The organism is Pseudomonas sp. Mn2068 (assembly GCF_049319725.1).
GTDB lineage: Bacteria > Pseudomonadota > Gammaproteobacteria > Pseudomonadales > Pseudomonadaceae > Aquipseudomonas > Aquipseudomonas gingeri.
On the sequence record NZ_JBMOUG010000002.1, the window covers coordinates 530,979 to 548,703 of the forward strand.

At 62.4% G+C, this 17,725-nt stretch carries 17 protein-coding genes and 1 pseudogene; 9 read left to right on the plus strand and 9 right to left on the minus strand.

Going from position 1 to position 17,725, the window contains the following annotated elements; genetic code table 11:
- The first annotated feature begins 53 nt into the window (after window positions 1-53).
- Window positions 54-965, plus strand: coding sequence for a helix-turn-helix domain-containing protein (locus tag ACL9RJ_RS06875; RefSeq protein ID WP_178989807.1), 912 nt, complete (start codon window positions 54-56; stop codon window positions 963-965).
- A 7-nt stretch (window positions 966-972) separates the two neighbouring features.
- Here ACL9RJ_RS06875 and ACL9RJ_RS06880 read toward each other — a convergent pair whose 3' ends face one another.
- Together ACL9RJ_RS06880 and ampC are read right to left on the minus strand one after the other, a co-directional pair.
- Window positions 973-1,374, minus strand: a complete 402-nt coding sequence (locus ACL9RJ_RS06880; protein WP_042934985.1) for a hypothetical protein — start codon at window positions 1,372-1,374, stop codon at window positions 973-975.
- A 35-nt stretch (window positions 1,375-1,409) separates the two neighbouring features.
- Window positions 1,410-2,576, minus strand: coding sequence for a class C beta-lactamase (ampC, locus tag ACL9RJ_RS06885; RefSeq protein ID WP_063824051.1), 1,167 nt, complete (start codon window positions 2,574-2,576; stop codon window positions 1,410-1,412).
- A gap of 250 nt (window positions 2,577-2,826) precedes the next feature.
- On the opposite strand from ampC, the pseudogene ACL9RJ_RS06890 reads away from it, so the two are divergent.
- Window positions 2,827-3,687 (plus strand): annotated as a pseudogene (locus ACL9RJ_RS06890) (LysR family transcriptional regulator); the annotation flags it as partial.
- Window positions 3,688-3,892: 205 nt separating this feature from the next.
- On the opposite strand, the gene ACL9RJ_RS06895 reads toward ACL9RJ_RS06890, so the two are convergent.
- From ACL9RJ_RS06895 to ACL9RJ_RS06905, 3 genes are all read right to left on the minus strand, one after another.
- Entirely contained in the window at window positions 3,893-4,585 is a 693-nt protein-coding gene (locus ACL9RJ_RS06895) for a hypothetical protein (protein ID WP_017125231.1), read from the minus strand.
- 128 nt (window positions 4,586-4,713) lie between these two features.
- Window positions 4,714-5,934, minus strand: a complete 1,221-nt coding sequence (locus ACL9RJ_RS06900; protein WP_017125232.1) for a diaminopropionate ammonia-lyase — start codon at window positions 5,932-5,934, stop codon at window positions 4,714-4,716.
- A 45-nt stretch (window positions 5,935-5,979) separates the two neighbouring features.
- Window positions 5,980-7,242 (minus strand): Zn-dependent hydrolase, encoded by a 1,263-nt coding sequence (locus ACL9RJ_RS06905; protein WP_017125233.1) that lies wholly within the window; start codon window positions 7,240-7,242, stop codon window positions 5,980-5,982.
- A gap of 143 nt (window positions 7,243-7,385) precedes the next feature.
- Between ACL9RJ_RS06905 and ACL9RJ_RS06910 the strand changes: the two genes are divergently transcribed.
- Complete coding sequence (locus ACL9RJ_RS06910; RefSeq protein ID WP_177087882.1) at window positions 7,386-7,850, plus strand: Lrp/AsnC family transcriptional regulator; 465 nt, start codon at window positions 7,386-7,388, stop codon at window positions 7,848-7,850.
- 3 nt (window positions 7,851-7,853) lie between these two features.
- Here the strand turns inward: ACL9RJ_RS06910 and ACL9RJ_RS06915 are convergent, their stop codons facing one another.
- Window positions 7,854-8,924 carry a hypothetical protein gene (locus tag ACL9RJ_RS06915; protein WP_422765060.1) on the minus strand — a complete coding sequence of 357 codons (1,071 nt, stop codon included), beginning with the start codon at window positions 8,922-8,924 and terminating at the stop codon, window positions 7,854-7,856.
- A 345-nt stretch (window positions 8,925-9,269) separates the two neighbouring features.
- Between ACL9RJ_RS06915 and ACL9RJ_RS06920 the strand changes: the two genes are divergently transcribed.
- The 3 genes from ACL9RJ_RS06920 to ACL9RJ_RS06930 all read left to right on the plus strand — a co-directional run bounded on the left by ACL9RJ_RS06920 (window position 9,270) and on the right by ACL9RJ_RS06930 (window position 12,349).
- Window positions 9,270-9,800, plus strand: a complete 531-nt coding sequence (locus ACL9RJ_RS06920; RefSeq protein ID WP_422765061.1) for a DUF3087 domain-containing protein — start codon at window positions 9,270-9,272, stop codon at window positions 9,798-9,800.
- Window positions 9,801-9,885: 85 nt separating this feature from the next.
- Window positions 9,886-10,905 (plus strand): hypothetical protein, encoded by a 1,020-nt coding sequence (locus ACL9RJ_RS06925; RefSeq protein ID WP_177118712.1) that lies wholly within the window; start codon window positions 9,886-9,888, stop codon window positions 10,903-10,905.
- Between the two features lie 88 nt (window positions 10,906-10,993).
- On the plus strand, window positions 10,994-12,349 hold the full coding sequence (locus ACL9RJ_RS06930; protein ID WP_422765062.1) for an MATE family efflux transporter: 1,356 nt from the start codon (window positions 10,994-10,996) through the stop codon (window positions 12,347-12,349).
- 17 nt (window positions 12,350-12,366) lie between these two features.
- Here the strand turns inward: ACL9RJ_RS06930 and ACL9RJ_RS06935 are convergent, their stop codons facing one another.
- A complete protein-coding gene (locus ACL9RJ_RS06935; protein WP_212809761.1) occupies window positions 12,367-13,581 on the minus strand; it encodes an MFS transporter in 1,215 nt (404 codons plus the stop codon).
- A 132-nt stretch (window positions 13,582-13,713) separates the two neighbouring features.
- Between ACL9RJ_RS06935 and ACL9RJ_RS06940 the strand changes: the two genes are divergently transcribed.
- From ACL9RJ_RS06940 to ACL9RJ_RS06950, 3 genes are all read left to right on the plus strand, one after another.
- Entirely contained in the window at window positions 13,714-14,670 is a 957-nt protein-coding gene (locus tag ACL9RJ_RS06940; RefSeq protein ID WP_256351521.1) for a LysR family transcriptional regulator, read from the plus strand.
- 83 nt (window positions 14,671-14,753) lie between these two features.
- A complete protein-coding gene (locus tag ACL9RJ_RS06945) occupies window positions 14,754-15,365 on the plus strand; it encodes a LysE family transporter (RefSeq protein ID WP_103032539.1) in 612 nt (203 codons plus the stop codon).
- A gap of 66 nt (window positions 15,366-15,431) precedes the next feature.
- Window positions 15,432-16,412, plus strand: a complete 981-nt coding sequence (locus ACL9RJ_RS06950; RefSeq protein WP_177118716.1) for an arsenic resistance protein — start codon at window positions 15,432-15,434, stop codon at window positions 16,410-16,412.
- 6 nt (window positions 16,413-16,418) lie between these two features.
- Here the strand turns inward: ACL9RJ_RS06950 and ACL9RJ_RS06955 are convergent, their stop codons facing one another.
- On the minus strand, window positions 16,419-16,817 hold the full coding sequence (locus tag ACL9RJ_RS06955) for a hypothetical protein (RefSeq protein ID WP_017125242.1): 399 nt from the start codon (window positions 16,815-16,817) through the stop codon (window positions 16,419-16,421).
- Window positions 16,818-17,066: 249 nt separating this feature from the next.
- Complete coding sequence (locus tag ACL9RJ_RS06960; protein ID WP_017125243.1) at window positions 17,067-17,684, minus strand: TetR/AcrR family transcriptional regulator; 618 nt, start codon at window positions 17,682-17,684, stop codon at window positions 17,067-17,069.
- Window positions 17,685-17,725: the final 41 nt, after the last annotated feature.

Genomic DNA, 17,725 nt, shown 5'->3' on the forward strand with positions numbered 1-17,725 from the left:
TATCCACTTTTTGAGCTCTAAGACGCACCAAAAAAGTGCGCGACGGTCAGCCCATGACAGAGTCAATTCCCTTGCGGGTCCAAGCGTTCAATACCGCCGACGTGGCCGAGCAGATCCGCGCGACGCCGGGTTGGGTCCAGCATTACCAGCAGATGTCGCCCGGGCATTTCGCCGGGCAGATCCGCTATCTCGACCTGCACGGCGTGGAGATCTACGAGGAGTGCATGAACACCCGCGTCGAGCAGAATTTCAGCGCGCCGACGGGCTCGCTGGCGTTCTGTTTCGATCGCAGTGACAACGCCTTGTATGTGCTCAATGGCGAAAGCCGCAATATCTGGATCACCCCGGAGAACTACCAGGAGATAGCGGTAGTGTTCGGGCCGGAGTTCGTCCAGCGCCATGGCCTGGATGTCGCGAGGCTGGAGGGGCTGTTCCTGGCGCCGCTCAACGCGCAGCAGAATGCGTTGTTCTGTCGTTGGCTGAGCGGGACGTTGACGCGCCTGGCACAGACCTTCGATCCGCCGAGCCGGGAAGTCCTGACCGGGCAACTGCTGGAGGACTGCCTGTATATCCTCGATAACGCCTGTGTGCGTCTGGATCACGGTTCGCTGCAGCGTCGGGCGGAGGAGCGGGGGATCATGAAGCGTATCGGCGAATGGGCTGCCGATGCCCCCGAGGAGACTCTCAACCTGCTGCAGCTTTCCCAGGTCGCCGGGGTTTCATTGCGCCAGTTGCAGCATGCCTTCAAGGCGTTCACCGGGATGACTCCGACCCACTGGCTGCGCCTGCGTCGCCTGAACAGCGCGCGCAATGAGTTGCTGCGCAGTCGCAACCTGGAGACCACGGTTGCCGAGGTGGCGATGCATTGGTCGTTCTGGCACCTGGGGCGGTTTTCCAGTAGCTATCGGGCGCTGTTCAAGGAGTTGCCGAGCGAGACCCTGAAGCGTCGGCAACTGATCCGCTAGGCGGGGATCAGAGACCGCCCAGCAAGTCATGGGCGTTGAGCAGTTCGTAGGCTATTTCCGGATGTTTTTCCAGGCCACGGCGAATCGCCGCGGGGATCGACTGGCGGGTCTTGCGACACATGCCGGGCAGTTCGTCGATATGAATGCCGATACCGCGCATGGTCCGTACTTCGTTGGGGCCCGGGGCGATGGTCACGCGAATCCCCAGTTGTTCGTACATCCGATGTTGCAGGCGTTCGAGGTCCGCCAGGCTCTTGAGGTCTTCGAGTCGGTCGAGCAGAACCTTCTCCTCCTGACGGGTCAGGCGCAGGATTCGCAGGTCAGTGCCGGGCGTGTCCAGCAGGCGTTCCCGCTCGCAGATGCAGGCGCCGGGTGGACAGGGCTGGCGGATCGGAGGCATGGGGTTCATGGACTCCGATCATAGCTAACCGGGCCGGCTTTTGCTCATCGGCTTTGCAGCGCACTCAGCACTTCATAGGCGGCCTTGACCCGAAGCGGATTCGGGTAGTTCTTGTTGGCCAGCATCACGATGCCGATATCCTTGGCTGGTACATAGGCGACATAGGCGCCGAAGCCACTGGTCGAGCCGGTCTTGTTCACCCACCTGTCGGCGCGTGGTGCCTCTGGCGTCTTGAACCAGCTGGTTTTCTGCGGGTCAAGCATCGTGTTCGAGTTGCCTTCGGTCAGGGTATCCAGCTTGACCGGGTAGGGGTAGAGCTCCCAACCCAGGCCCTGGGTGGTGTTCCCGAACTGGTAGTAGCCGGTGTGGGTCAAGGCGATCGCCTGCTGCAACGGCGCCTCCAGCTGTTGCGGCTTCATGTTCACCTGGACGTAATGCAGCAGGTCGCTGGATGTGGTCTTGATGCCATAGGCTTCGGAGTCCATCGCACCAGGGCCGACCCTGGAAAGGGAGTCGTCTTTCTTGTAACCCTGGGCATAACGGTTCATCCGGTCCTTGGGGACCCTGACGTAGCTATCCTGGAGCCCCAGCTTGGGAAGCAGCGTCTTTTCCATCAGATCATCAAACGGCCGGCCCAGGCTTCTGGCTGCCACGTAGCCGAACAGGCCGAGGCTCGGATTCGAATACTGCCGTTGCTCGCCGGCGGGGTAAGTCGGTTTCCAGTTCTGGAAGTAGCCGAGCATCTTGTCCGAGCTGTCCGCCTCATCCGGAAATTGCAGCGGCAGGCCGCCGGGAGTGTAGGTACCCAGTTGCAGTACGCTGATCTTGTCGAAGGCACTGCCTCGCAGCTCGGGCAGGTAGTGGCTGGCGTTTTCCGAGAGCGACAGTTTGCCCTGGGCGACGGCGTAGCCGGCGAGGGTGGCGGTAAAGGTCTTGCTGACCGAACCGATCTCGAACAGGGTGTTTTCCGTCACGGCCTGCTTGCCGGCTTTCGACGCCACGCCGTAGTTAAAGTAATGTGCCTGGCCATTGACGAGTACCGCCACGGCCATGCCGGGAATGCCCTGTTCCTGCATGAGGGGACGAACCGCTGCGTCCACGACAGCCTTGAGTTCGGCAGGTGTGGCAGCGGCGGCAAGACAGTTTCCGGAGCCGAGCAGACCCAGGAGGGTGGCGAGCAATGTGCTTGTGAAAGGAATTTTCTTTGGCATGATCTGGCTACTTTCCATGAATTTCATCTTGTTTTGTTACATTTTGCCGGGCAGGCTCAAGGGGTGGTCCGTCTTCGCCCTCAAGTGCCTGATGGATTGACGAACGCCGCATCGAGCGGTGACAGCGGCTGCCGAGTACGAGGCGACAAGGAGGCTGGTCTGCAATGCGAGGCTCAATCTATGCGATGACCCTATCATCGGCAAACGACGAATTTTCGGATTAGCCATTAGGAAAATTAGGAGATCAAGTGTGGTTCGACCTCACCTGCCGTTGAATGCCCTGCGTGCGTTCGAAGCGTCGGCACGCCATCTGAGCTTTACCCGGGCGGCTGTCGAGCTGTGCGTGACCCAGGCGGCGGTCAGTCATCAGGTCAAGAGCCTGGAAAGTCAGTTGAAGGTCACGTTGTTCAAGCGCCTGCCCCGTGGCCTGATGCTGACCGCCGAGGGCGAAAGCCTGCTGCCGGTGGTGCGCGACTCCTTCGATCGGATCGCGCAGGCCCTGGGTCGGTTCGAGGGAGGCCATTATCGCGAGGTGCTGACAGTGGGGGCGGTCGGGACCTTTGCGGTGGGCTGGCTGCTGCCGCGCCTGGCGGATTTCCAGGCTCGCCATCCGTTTATCGACCTGCGTCTGTCGACCAACAACAACCGGGTGGACGTGGCGGCCGAAGGGCTCGACTTCGCCATTCGTTTTGGCGCGGGGGCATGGCATGGGGTCGACGCCATGCGTCTGTTGGAGGCACCACTGTCGGTGTTGTGTATTCCGGAAATTGCCCGGCAACTCCACACCCCGGCGGACGTATTGAAACAGACGCTGCTGCGTTCCTACCGTACGGACGAGTGGCCGGAATGGTTCCAGGCCGCCGGATTACCGGGTAACAGCCTGGTCACCAACAGCATCGTCTTCGATTCTTCGCTGGCGATGATGGAGGTGGCGCTCCAGGGCGCCGGAGTGGCCCTGGCACCGACCATGATGTTCTCCCGGCAACTGGACGCCGGTGATATCCGCCAACCCTTCGATATCGGCATCGTGACGGGTAGTTACTGGCTGACAAGGCTGCAGTCACGTCCGGAGACGTCGGCAATGGCTGCCTTTCGCAGTTGGCTCATCGAGCAACTTCAGGATTCAGGAGTGAATCAGGGCAATGGCGAACGACACCACGATTGCACAAGCGATGGCCAAATTCAGATTCATGAGTGAGCGTCCGGCAGGATAGGAGGTGGCCTATCCTGGAGGGGACTGTTGAAAATAAAAAATTCTGTTTTGCGATTTGAATGATCAATCGAAATGATGATTCAACACGTCGAGTCAGGCTGGTTCAGGGAGCCAGCAACTCGAACGCCAGCTTGAACAGCGGAATGGCGACGCAGACGATGACCAGGCCAATCTGCCAGCGCATTACATTGATCTGTGACTGCATGCCCGACATCGACAATCGCAGCTCCGCTCCCTGTTCCTGCATCGATAGGCGCAGCTCGCTGCCTTGTTCCCTGATCTGTGAACGGAGCTCGGCATTCTGTTCAAACATCAGGGTTCGCAGCTCGTTACACTGTTCCTTGAACGAGCTGCGTAGCTCATTGCTCTGCTCCTTGATCGAGTTGCGTAACTCATTGCCTTGCTCGTTGATCAGGCCACGTAGCTCGTTACACTGCTCCTTGATCGAGCTGCGTAACTCATTGCCCTGCTCGCTGATCAGGCCGCGCAGTTCGTTGCTCTGCTCCTTGATCGAGGCGCGTAATTCATTACCTTGCTCGCTGATCAGGTTACGTAGTTCATGACTCTGTTCCTTGATCGAGCTGCGTAGCTCGTTACCCAGTTCTTTGATCGAACCGCGCAACTCATCACCCTGCTCCTTGATTGACGTCCGCAGGCGCTCTTCGGTCTGTAGCAGATCTGGCTTTGACGTAAAGTCCTGCATATCGGCCTCCCAGGCATCTACCACAGCCTTGGCTTTGTCGGTCGGAGCGTTGGTGGCGACCAGCGCATCGTATAGGCTCAGGGATAGTCTCATCGTTGCTCCTGCAATAGACGATAGCGATTCTGGTGGAATAATCGACTCAAACTTGCAGGGTCTGATAGTCAGGCTTTTCTTCAGATTTTGTAGGTAAGTCCTTAGCCTTTTGCGCGCAGTTGATCGTTTTATGTAGCCTGGCGAGACGCCCAGTCCCGTTGCCGCCGTGCCACCGCCTGCGCGGTTTCCCCCACCAGCGCCTCGTAGACCGAGGGGGCAGTGGCACCCTCGGTGCTGATCAGCAAGACCCGTGAGTGCCTATCCAGCCCCACCTCGTCCTTGAGTGCCGGGGATTTGAGCAGATGGATCAGTCCGGCCAGTCCGGCCACCGCCGACTCGCCCGCTATCAGCGGGCTGTCGCGTCGACTGCCACGGGCCAGGAGGCGCATTGCGTCGACCGCTTCATCGTCTTCGATCGCCAGGAAGTGATCGATGCCCGGACGCAGGAATTTCCACGCCAGGGGAGAGGTTTCGCCACAGGCCAGCCCGGCCATTACCGAGTCCACCGAGCCCTGGGTCCGGCTGGCACGACCACTGATGGCACTCTGTAGGAGGCAGTCGGCCTGCCGCGGTTCTACCACGATCATCCGTGGCCGGGCCTGCCCGTGGTGTTCCCAGAAGTAGCTGGCGATCCCGGCGGCCAGGCCGCCGACGCCGCCTTGCAACAGCAGATGAGTAAAGGCAGGTTGTCCACGGTGCTGTTCGAGCACTTCGGCGGCAATGGTGCCGTAGCCTTGCATCACGTCGCGGGGGATATCCTCGTACCCTTCATAGGAGGTATCGGAAACCACCCACCAGCCATTGGCGGTTGCCAGTCGCGCAGCCTCTTCGACGGAGGCGTCATAGTGGCCGCTGATGCGTACGATCCGCGCGCCATAGGCGGCGATGGCGGCTTCCCGTTCGTGGCTGACATTCGCATGCAGGACGATAACGCAACGGCAGCCGATGCTTTGCGCCGCCGCCGCCAGCGCACGCCCGTGATTGCCATCGGTGGCGCTGATGACCGTGAAGTCGGCCAGTGTGTCGCGATAGTCGCCGTTGAGCAGGCGCGCCACGTCGAAGTGCCGTTGCGCAAACTGCCGAAGCAACAGGTGCAGCAGGGCGACCGGGGCACCCAGGGCCTTGAAACTGCCGAGTTCGGAGCGTGCCGATTCATCCTTCACGCATAGTTGGTCGATGCCCAGGCTGGCTGCCAGGTCCGGTAGTTCGAACAGCGGCGTCGGGCCCGGGTTCAGCCGGCTCCAGCCGGCCAGCCAGGCACGGCTCTGGTTGGCTTGCTCAATGTTGAGAATGGCCTTCAGTTCATCGGGGTAGTCCTGGCGGCAGGCATTTTCATTGGTGATCAGCATGGAATACTCCAAGGGACGGGAAGCGGGCGTGGGACTCGCGGGCGATCAGCGGCAAGTGGCGAGGCGGCGGGTCACAACGTCGAGCAACACCTCGGCACCCTTGAGCAGTTGCCCGTCGTCGGTGTGTTCCCGTGGGTTGTGGCTGATGCCGCCTTGGCTTGGCACGAAGATCATCGCCGCCGGGGCGATACGGGCGATCATCTGGGCGTCATGTCCGGCCCCGGAAGTCATGCGCCGTGACGAGAATCCCAGGCGTCGGGCCGAGGCCTCGATTTCGTCCGCCAGTCCGGTATCGAAGACCACCGGCTGGAAGCGCACCAGTTGTTCGCACTGGATATTTACGCCTTCCTGCTCGGAGACTTGCCCGATGATCGCGTTGAGGCGTTGTTCGGCCGCTTGCAGGCGGGCCTCGTCCGGATCGCGCAGATCGACGGTGAATGTCGCCTTGCGCGGGATCACGTTGATCACATCCGGTTCGAAACGCATGCAGCCGACAGTCGCCAGGGTGGTGCCGGCCGAAGCCAGGGCGATCTCGCGCAATTGACTGACCAGGGTGCTGGCGGCCCAGCCGGCATCATGGCGCAGGTTGATCGGGGTGGTGCCGGCATGATTGGCGTTGCCCTGTACCGTGACCCGCTGCCAGGAGATGCCCTGCAGGTTCTCGACCACGCCGATCAGGGTGTTTTCCGCTTCCAGGATCGGTCCCTGTTCGATGTGCAACTCCAGGTATTCATGGGGCACGATGCTGCCCGGCTGCAACTCGCCGGCATAGCCGATACGCGCCAGCTCATCGCCGAGGCGCGTGCCGTCGGTGCCCCGGGTCGACAGTGCCACCTCGAGCGTCAGGCCACCGGCGTGCACCAGCGAACCCATCATGTCCGGCTGGTAGCGCACGCCTTCTTCATTGCTGAACGCGGCAATCACCAACGGGCGGGCGGGATGCTCGTCAGCCTCGCGAAAGGCGCGGGCCACCGCCAGGCCGGCGAGCACGCCGTAGCAGCCATCCAGCGCGCCGGCGTTGGTCACGGTGTCGATATGGGAGCCGATCATCAGCGGCGCCAGCGCGGTGCCATTCCGAGGGTTCAAAGTGCCGAAGATATTGCCGATGCGGTCGATCCGTATCTCGAGTGCCAATTCGTTCATCCACTCGACCAGTTGATCGCGCCCGGCTTTTTCCGCGTCGGTGAAGGCGATGCGTGTGCGTCCTCCTGCCTCATGGTCGCGGCCGATCTCGCCAAGCACCCGGATCTGTCGCAGGAGTTCGTCGCTGTTCAGGTGCAGGGCGGTGTGGGGGACGGGATCGGTCATCGGCGACTCTCTTGTCTGGAGGTTCTGTGTGTGAATGAAATAATATCCCGCGTGATGCTGATTCTTTCCTTGAAATTCAGGCTATGGCTGATGTTTTCTTGCATCATCGAGCAGGTCTGATCAATTTTATTGCGAGGTGCTCCTTGAGCCTGGACGAGTTCGACCGCCGATTGATCGCCGCGGTCCAGGAAAATGCCGGGCTGTCCCAGAGCGAGTTGGGCGAGCGGGTCAACCTGTCGCCCGCTGCCGTCAATCGCCGGCTCAAGCGCCTGGGCCAGATCGGTGCGATCCGCAAGACCGTCGCCGTGGTCGATCCCGTCGTGCTCGGTTATCCGTTGACGATCATTGCCGAGGTCGAGGTGGAAAGTGAGCGCCTGGACCTGCTGGATGCGATGAAGCGCAGCTTTGCCGACTGCCCCCAGGTCCAGCAGTGCTACTACACGGCCGGAGAGTGGGATTTCGTCCTGATCCTGGCGGTGCGGAGCATGGAGCACTACACCGAGCTTACCCGGCGGCTGTTCTTCGAGAACAACAACGTCAAGCGCTTCAAGACGCTGGTCTCCATGAGCAGCGTCAAGGCCGGCCTGCAGGTGCCGGTCGACGAGTAGCCGTCAGGCGAACAGCCGAACGCCGCACATGCCGCAAAGAATCGCCGCGGCCAGCAACGCGCTGACTGCGGCACCACACCACCATGCGCGATTGGCGAAAGATGGCCTGGCACCATGGGCCAGCATCACCCCGCGCAGACCGCTGGCCAGGTGGGTCAGTACAAAAAACACGCCCAGCGCATAGTGGGGCACCAGGCGGATATTCCACGGGTCGTGAATCAGTCCGGTCGGTGCGCCCGTGGCGAAGGCCCAGTCGGTGGGGATGCCGAGAAAGGTCCTGGCGAAAATGAAGACCGAGTTCATGTGCCCGAGGATGAACACTGCCAGAAACAACCCCGAGGCCACCTGGAACATGCGATAGCGATCGACGCCCTGGTGGCTCCAGGTCCATGCCAGGTGCAGGCCGCTGCCGATCTGGAAGAGCATGACCAGGACCAGCAGCGGTTCTATCACGGGGGCCCGATAGACGTGGCGGCCGATCTCCATCACCGTCGCGTGAGACTCGGGGCTGACCAGTCCGAAGAGGTGGTTGAACAGATGAAACAGTACATACAGGGTCGCCAGAGAACCGGCGATACCATGGGCGACACGCAGCTTTGCGCTGGCGGGTGCGCGTACCGGTTCGTCGGCATTCCGGCTATTGTTCAGCCATGCCCCGAGCAATAGCCAGATCGGCGTCCAGAGCCATTTATCCGGCAGCGTGCTGCCCGCCATGTAGGTGAGCACGCCAAAAAATACATAGATCGTCGGCGCCGCCATCGCCAGCATCGCAAATCGCCTAGCCCGGCGCTGAATCGTCGAGGAGAGTGCCGGATGCGGGGATTGCCCGGCCAGCAGCAGGTTGCCCAGGGGGACCAGGAAAGCGACGAGCAGCCAGAGGGCAGCCAGACGGCTTGCGCCGCCCGACAGCGCCTCGTCGCCGCCGCCTGCCGATACCGTTCGATGAAAGGCGTCGAGTATCCACGGATAGAGCGCGGCACTCAGGGCCGGCGCCCAGACGATCAGTCGCCTGGTCCGGGTGTCTTGCCTGTCCCGGTGGGCGTGGAGCGTCTCTGAGGCAATATTGTCGGGCATGGGGTGGATCATCCATCGGCAAATAAGGTCCGGCCGGGCACGAAGCCACGGGATAACGTCCCGGGCGGGCATGGCAGGAGTGGAACGTCGGGTGGTGCGTGAGGTACGCTGGGGCTGCTGCACCAGCGTTTGCACCGTGGCAGATCATGCAGGCAAGAGTGAGGCGTGTAAGCGGCCAATCCGTGGATAAACGAGGAGACCAATAGGCGTGCGAAGCGTCTGGCCCGGGACGATAACGGGCATGGCCCTTGTTTCGCGGAACACTTTTCATTGACCCGGATGCCCCCGCGTCGCTCATCAGGCCCGATAATGCCGGGCTTCCCTCACTCCAGGCGTTCCCTCTCCATGTTTGAAATCAAGCCGTTCAATCCCGAGACCTATCGGCAGCAGACCCGTCGTAGCACCCTGATCATCGCGGTGCTCTTCGTCGTGCTGGCGATGCTGCTGTCCGGGCTGGCGGTCATGCTCTTCGGCACGCCCGGTGGCGACAACTTCCGCTTCAACGCCGGCGGCGTGCTCGCGGCGGTCCTGCTGATGGCGGCGCTGATGCGCCAGGTATTCTGGTCGCAGCCGTGGATGGCCGCGGCAGTCTATGGCTGGCAGCTCAAGCGCAGCCTGATGCGGATCACCAACGTCATGCACCAGGTGACCGTGCAGGTGCAAACCAATGATCCGGTGGCGATGAAGTTGCTGCGTTTCTATCACCTGGGGCTGACCCAGATGCATCAGTTGGACGGCAACTCCAGCAGCTTCAGCCAGATGGTCCATGAGATCGACCAGCACAAGGCGGCCATGGAAACGCTCGGGCTCGACCCCGAGCAACCCCGGCTGGATCCGCAATGGCTGGAAGCCGTCAGGAAAACCGCCACGCGCTAGGGTGCCAGGCGTTCGCGACCTATACTCAAGGCATTCGAAGGCGTGCGGCCGATTGTGACCGCGCCTGTTTCAGGGAGTGGCGAGCGTGAGCCGGCGTGGGTGGATCTTCGCCTTGATCGCGGTGCTGGCCGGATGCATCGGCCATGAGCGCGCCCGAGAGAATCCGGTAGCCGTCAATGTCAGCCCGCAGACCTGGCTGCAGGTCGACGTCGATCTGGTGCTCGCCTCGCAGGAGGCCACCCGTCAGGCCGAAGAGTATGCGCGCGGCGCCATGGACCATTGGCGAACGCGGGTCTACCAGCAGACCGACGAAAAATTCCTGCCCTGGTACAACAGCTACTGGACCCAGGAGTGGCTGTCGGTCAAGGTCGGCTGGTACAAGCTCAACGAGCGCGGCGAAGCTGATCCGTCGGCCAGGCGCCTGGCAGTCTACCTGCAGGATCAGTATCAACGGCGCGTGCTGGCGCCGGTCGCGGTGGAGATCGATCCGGAGGTGATCCTCGAGCAGTCGACGCAATTCTATGTGGAACTGATGGGGCGTCAGGCCGGGGCCATTGCACAACGTCATGGCGTGCCGTCGGAGCAACTGGACCGTCACCTCCAGGCCATTCCAGCCATCACGCTGGGGCCGCCCCCGGCGCGCAATGCCTCCCTCTATCAGCTGTTGCAGGCACAACCCCTGAATACATTGCCGGCCTATGCGGCATTGGCCGATAGGGTTCGCACCGCCGCCGGAGCACCGTCGGACGAGCCGGGTGTCGGCATCTCCGCGGTGGCCAGGCAGACCCGCGAAGACCTTGAGGCCCAGTTCGCCGGTCGGGGCGTGGCCGGTGCCGTCGCGGCGGCGGTAGGGCGGGTGGCCGGGGCGATGATTTCCGTTGGCGTGGCCGGTATCCGTGCGATGAGCCACGAGAGCGATCGACCCAATACCGATGCGCAGATTCGCAAAAACCTGGGAGCGGCCTTCGACCAGGCCTGGCTCAAATCGCTGAACAGCCCCGGTACGGGGGTGATGGCGGGCGTCTATTATCTATCGGGGCAGATCGAGGGGGCCCTGGCGATCACCGCCAGGGAACCGATATCCCGAGAGATATCCGGCCCCTGAACATGTGACGCAAACTCATCCCGAAGGCTTCTATTAAGGTAGAGTCGGCGCCTACGTCGATGCACATCATCAGGGATTCGAGTCTTTCATGCAGCCACGCCCGCAACGCCCCCTCTGGCAGGTCTACCTGGTTTTTCTCGCACCCATGGTGCTGTCCAACTTCCTGCAATCGTTCTCCGGCACGCTCAACAGTATCTATATCGGGCAGATGCTCGGCACCCAGGCCCTGGCGGCGGTGTCCGGTATGTTCCCGGTGGTGTTCTTTTTCATCGCCCTGATCATCGGCCTGGGGGCAGGCGCCTCGGTGCTGATCGGGCAGGCCTGGGGGGCGCGCGAGCCGGAGGCCGTCAAGGCCGTGGTCGGCACGACCCTGGCCCTCGGCGCGCTGATCGGGCTGGTGGCGGCGGTGCTCGGGAGCATCTTCGCCCGGCCTGCCTTGCTGGGGCTGGGCACACCCGCCGACGTGCTGGACGATGCCGTCCGTTATGCGCAGGTGATGATGCTGATCATGCCGCTGCTGCTGCTCTTCGTGCTGTTCACGCAGTTGCTGCGTGGAATCAGTGATACGGTATCGCCGCTGCTGGCGTTGCTGGTGTCCACCGGTGTCGGCCTGTTGCTGACCCCGGCCTTGATTCGCGGCTGGCTGGGGCTGCCGCAGATGGGCATCCAGAGCGCGGCATTGGCCGGCCTGGCGGGGACGGCCTGCGCCATGCTGTTCCTGGCCCTGCGCCTGCGCCACAAGAACAGCGTCATGGCGCCGGACCGCGCCCTGCTGGCGGCAATGCGCCTGGACCGGGCGATCCTCGGCAAGGTCCTGCGTATCGGCCTGCCGACCGGCTTGCAGATGATCGTGCTGTCGTTGTCCGAACTGGTGATCCTGTCCCTGGTCAACCAGCACGGTTCCCAGGCCACGGCGGCCTATGGCGCGGTCACGCAGATCGTCAACTACGTGCAGTTCCCGGCGCTGTCGATCGCCATCACCGCCTCGATTCTCGGGGCCCAGGCCATCGGTGCGGGGCGTCAGGAACGGATCGGCCCGATCCTGCGCACCGGCCTGCTGATCAACACCTGCCTGACCGGTGGCCTGATCGTCCTCGGCTACGGGCTTTCCCACTGGTTGCTGGGACTGTTCATCACCGACCCGGCCACCCAGGCGACTGCCGAGCACCTGCTGCATATCATGCTCTGGAGCCTGCTGGTGTTCGGCTTCCAGGCCGTGATCGGCGGCATCATGCGCGCCAGCGGCACGGTGATGGTGCCGGTGCTGATCATCATCTTCTGCATCGTCGGGATCGAGTTGCCGGTGGCCTACCTGCTCGATGCCCGCCTGGGCCTCGAAGGCGTGTGGATGGCATTCCCGGCGGCCTATATCGGCATGCTGGTACTGCAGAGCGCCTACTACCGCCTGGTATGGCGACACAAGCGGATCGAGCGCCTGATCTGAGCGCGGATGGCCCTCGTTCAAACGGTGCGTCGGACAGGGGGGAAGGCGTGACGCCTGGCCCGCCAGGCAATCAGCAGGCCCGCCAGCAGCCAGGCCACCAGCGTCCAGGGAAGGGCCGTGGCGCCCAGGGTTTCCAGGACCACGGCGCCGACGATGCCGCTGCCCGCATAGGCCAGGTTGAACACGGTGACGAGCATCGACTGGGCTTCTTCGGCACCATCGCCGGCGGCATCCGCCAGGGCGGTCTGGAGCAATGTCGGCGCGCCGCTGAAACTCAGGCCCCAGAGTGCGACGCCGATATACAGCACCGCCTGCGACGTCCCCCGCAGGCCCAGGCCCAGGGCGACCAGCGCAAAAGTCCCCAGGCTGATCACTACCAGCACGCGCAGCCACCGATCGACGAGCAGGCCGACGAGCCAGACGCCCAGCATGGCTGACAGGCCGAACACCAGCAGCACCTGTTCGAGGGCGATACCGGGGTCGACACTTTCCAGGAAGGGGGCGATGTAGGTATAGAGCGTGTAGTGCGCCATGATCCACATCCAGACCACGCACAACACGGGACGCACCCCCGGTGTGCTCAGCACCTTGCGCAGCGACGGGCGGGCCACTTGCTGTTCGGCGGGTGCCTCGGGGACGCCCAGCCATACCCAGATCATCAGCAGCAGGCTCATCGCCGACAACAGGCCGAAGATCACACGCCATTCAACCAGCCTTGTCAGCCAGGCACTCAAGGGCACACCCAGGGACAGGGCCAATGGAATACCGAGCATGGCCAAGGCCAGGGCGCGACCTTGCAACGAGGTCCCGACCATCCTGCGGGCACAGCCGGCCATCAGGCTCCAGGCCATCCCGGTCGCCAGGCCAACGATAAAACGGGCCAGGAGTATCAGCCCATAGGAACTCGACAGGGCGGTCAGCGCGTTGCAGATAAAGAACAGGGCGATGCTCAGCAGCAGGAGCGAGCGGCGCCCATGATTGCGGGTGGCAAACGTCAGGGGAATGGCCCCCAGTCCCGACCCCAGGGCACAAAGCGTCACCCACTGGCCGGCCAGCGCCTCGGACACCCGGAATCCGTCGGCAATCTGCGGCAGCAGTCCGGCGGGCACGGTTTCATTGGCGGTGGCGATAAAGCTGCTCAGTGTCAGCGCCAGCAAGCGAATGACCGGGAGTCCGCTCGCGATGTCGGGTGGGTTGGGCGACGGGAGCGTCGCGACTGTCTGTTCTTTCATGGTTTGGCATGACCTTCCAGGGTGGGTTTCAAGCCTGAAAGATTGCGGAATCAGCTTGTATTTGATAATTGGCTTATGAATTGAATGACTTTCAAATCTGGATAGAGAATGGCGACTGACAGGCTTGGGGATATGCGATTGTTCGTCGAGGCCGCCGCCCAGGGCAGCCTCTCGGCGGGCGGACGGTTGTCCGGTCTGTCGCCGGCCGCCGCCAGTGCGCGTCTGATCAAGCTGGAAGCGGCATTGCAGGCCCGGCTTTTCGATCGTACGACCCGCCGCTTGCGACTGACCGAGGAAGGGCGGATCTACCTGCAACATTGCCAGGTGGCCTTGCGTGCCATCGAGGAGGGCGAGCAAGCCTTGCAGGCCGTGCGCGGTGGCGTGCGAGGCAAGGTGCGGCTTTCGGTGCCGGCTGATCTGGGCCGTACCCTGATCAACCAGTGGCTTGATGCATTCTGCGATCTCCATCCGCAACTGCAGATTTCACTGACCCTGTCCGACTCGGTGTCGGATCTGCTGCAGGACGACATCGATATCGCGATCCGCTTCGGGCTGCCCCGGGACGGTACGCTGGTCGCGCGACGCCTGGCGCCCAACTGGCGGGTGCTCTGTGCCTCACCCGACTACCTGGAACGTCATGGCGAGCCGCGAACGGTGGCGGACCTGGCGGATCATCAATACATCGTGCTGGTGACCGCGGCGGGCCCGCTGAATGTGTTCCATTTTCTCGACCACGAGCAGCACTGGAACTACACCGTGCCCCTGGACCAGGCCTGGGAAACCAATGATGGCGCCCAGGCCCGGACCTGGGCGTTGGCCGGGCGGGGGATTGCGCGCAAGACCATCTGGGATGTCGCCGCCGATATTCGCGCCGGCAGACTGAAGGTCGTGCTGCCCGGTTTGAGTGTCAATGAGGCGGGGGTTCATGCGGTCTTCCACGGCAGCCGCTACATGATGCCGCGCGTACGGGTATTGCTGGACTACCTGATCGAGCGTTTTGCCGACGCGAGCGATGAGTTGCTGGGCGACATGATCGCTCCGCGCTCGACGGACGTGCCGGGGAATCAGTGGGCCGAGCGACGGGAATAAACGCCAGTCCCCGAGTGTTGTTGATTATTGAGCGGGGTATGCGCATTCTGGGTGTTCGCGGCAACGGATAAGGAGTACGGGTGATGTTGGGTGTCAGTAACTACGGGGCCTTTGTGCTCGCGTTCGTGATTCTGCTGTTGATTCCGGGGCCGGGCAATTTCGCCCTGATCACCTCGACCGGCAAGGGTGGCGTGCGTGCCGGCCTTGCGGCGACAGTTGGGGTGATCCTCGGCGACCAGGTGCTGATGTGGCTCGCGGTGGCAGGCGTGGCGTCCTTGCTCAAGGCTTATCCGGCAGCGTTTCATATCGTGCAGTGGATGGGGGGCGCGTACCTGTTCTACCTGGGCTGCCGGTTGCTGTTCGCCAGGTCTGGCGGGGCGATGCCTTTTGAAATGAAGCCTCACCAGTATCTGCGCCAAACCATGGTGATCACTTTGTTCAACCCCAAGGCGATCCTCTTTTACATGGCCTTTTTCCCGCTATTCATCGATCCGACCCAGCATCCGGGCATGCTGACCTTTGCTTTCATGGCGGTGACCGTCTCGTCCCTGACCTTCCTGTATGGCCTGATCGTGGTGCTGTTGACGCACTTCTTCGCCGAGCGGGTAAGGGCGAGCCGCAGGTTGACCACCGTGCTGGAAAAAGTGGCCGGAATGTTCCTGATCGGCTTTGGCATCCGGGTGGCGGTTCAGTAGTTCCTGCTCGACGAACGTCCCCCCGTTGCATAGGCTGACGGCTTTTTTGCAGCAGAGGGACGCGTCTTGAATCGCGACACACTTGAGCAGAACCAGATACCGGTCTATTTCGTCGCGGTGTTGATCGCGGCGCTCCTCGGGCTGACCGCGCCCCTTGTCGCCCTCGGGTTGAATGCCCTGGTGACCCCGACCATCGCGGTGCTGATGTACGCGATGTTCCTGCAGATCCCGTTTCTCGACCTGCGTCGTGGCCTGGGCGACAAGCGCTTCATGACGGCCTTGCTGTTCGCCAACTTCGTATTGATTCCTCTCCTGGTCTGGGGCCTGAGTCGAGGCCTGGCGGGGCATCCGGCGATTCTCGCGGGGGCGCTGCTGGTGCTGCTGACACCCTGTATCGACTACGTGGTGGTGTTCACCCATATCGGCAAGGGCGACTCGCGAAGAGTCCTGGCCGCCACCCCCGTCCTGTTGTTGCTTCAGTTGATCCTGTTGCCGGTGTACCTGGCTTTCATGCTGGGCAGCGAGTCCGGGGTGGTGATCTCCATCGGGCCGTTTGTCGAAGCCTTTCTCGTGCTGATCGTCGCGCCATTGCTACTGGCCGTGGGGACTTGCTCGCTGGCCCGGCGTTCGCGGATCGTCAATGCCTGGAGCGATGCCTGGGCCTGGTTGCCGGTGCCGGCCATGGCCGCCGTTCTGATGGCCGTGGTCGGTTCGCAGTTTGCCGCGGTGGTGCGCGATATCGACCGGCTTGCCCCGGTGATCCCGGTGTACATCGGCTTCATGCTGCTGGCGCCAGTCATGGGCGCACTGGCTTCGCGACTCTGCAGGTTGCCGGCAGGCAGTGCGCGGGCTGTCACCTTCAGTGCGTCGACGCGCAACTCCCTGGTGGTGTTGCCATTGGCCCTGGCACTGCCCGAGGATATCCGTGGCCTGGCCGCCGCCGCCGTGATCACCCAGACGCTGGTCGAACTGGTAGGCGAGCTGATCTATGTTCGGGTCATTCCGGTGCTGGTCTGGCGCGATCGCTTCGACGGCCCGGCGAACTGAGCCGGTCTACAGTTCCTCGATGGCCGCGCGGATCTGGTTGGCGACCGGCTGTTCCAGTGTGCTGTAGAGCTGCGCCAGGACCCGGCCGCTTTTCGAGCGATAGACATGGGGCCCGGCCAAGGCCTTCAAGGTTTGAAAGTGCTCCTGCAAATAATCACAGTACTCACGGGTTTCACAGACGAAGAACTGCCCGCCCTTGGGGGCGATGCTCGGGAAGGCTACTTCCACCCGCTCCCTGTAGGTGTTCGGCAACAGGCTCAGGGGCTTGCGCTTGGGGTAGCTCACCGCGTTGAAAGGGACGCCGTTGGCTTTCAGGGCATCGAGTACCGTCTTGGCGGAGGGGGTGGCATCGCTGCCACAGGCGACCAGGGGCAGGCCGGCGATTATCAATAGAAGGGCTTTCATCCTGACATTCCTTGTTTCATCACGCTTTCCATCAGTGGCTACTGACTGAAACTGGCAGGTGGGTAGGGTGTTTTGTATCAATGATTGTGCAGGACTGTTGTTTCGAACGTTGTAAGTCGGATCGCGATATTCGACGGTTATTATCCTGAGTGTCGTCAGTAGTGTCGTATATCGGGCCTGATTGCCTAAACGGTGCCTGGGCAGTCAGGCACTGCCTCGCCCGATGAAATGTGCAAGCGTCCTGCGTATTCAGTGACGGGAACTTCTTTCGACCATCGCGACAATGGTTTCAAAGAGTTCGTCCTGCGCCTGTTCAGGGGAAATCTCAGCCAATGCGGCGGCGTGGGACAGGGCTTCCGCGGCACCAAGCATCGCTCGCAGGCCGGCCCTGCCGATCTCGCCCGTGCGGCTATAAGGGGCGAGGGCACTCCGGCACTTTTCCAGGAAGATCACTTCATAGTCACGCTTGATCTGCTCCAGTTCCGGCGAGCTGGCCAGGGCGGCGATCACGCCGGGAATCTCCCGGCCCTGCTGCAAGACGCATTGCACATAGGCGCCGGCAATCACCTGCGCAGATCCGGCCAGGCTCTGCTCGGCGGCCTGGAGTGCAGCATCCATCAGGGCGGTCTGGCGCAGGTCATAGTCCTGGTAAAGCGCCCCCAGAAGACCGGGACGGGTGGTGAAGTGATCGTAGACCACCGGCTTGGTGACTCCGGCCCGTTCGGCGAGGTGGCCCAGGGTCAGGGCATCGGTGCCTTCCTCGCGTACCACTTGCCAGGCCACATCGAGCAGCTGGCGGTGGCGGTCTTCCCGGGTCAGGCGTCGCCGGGGCTGGGATTCGGAAAGCGGTTTCCTGCTGCTTGACATGCTTATATACCAAAAGTAACTTACTAATAGTAACTTGTGTC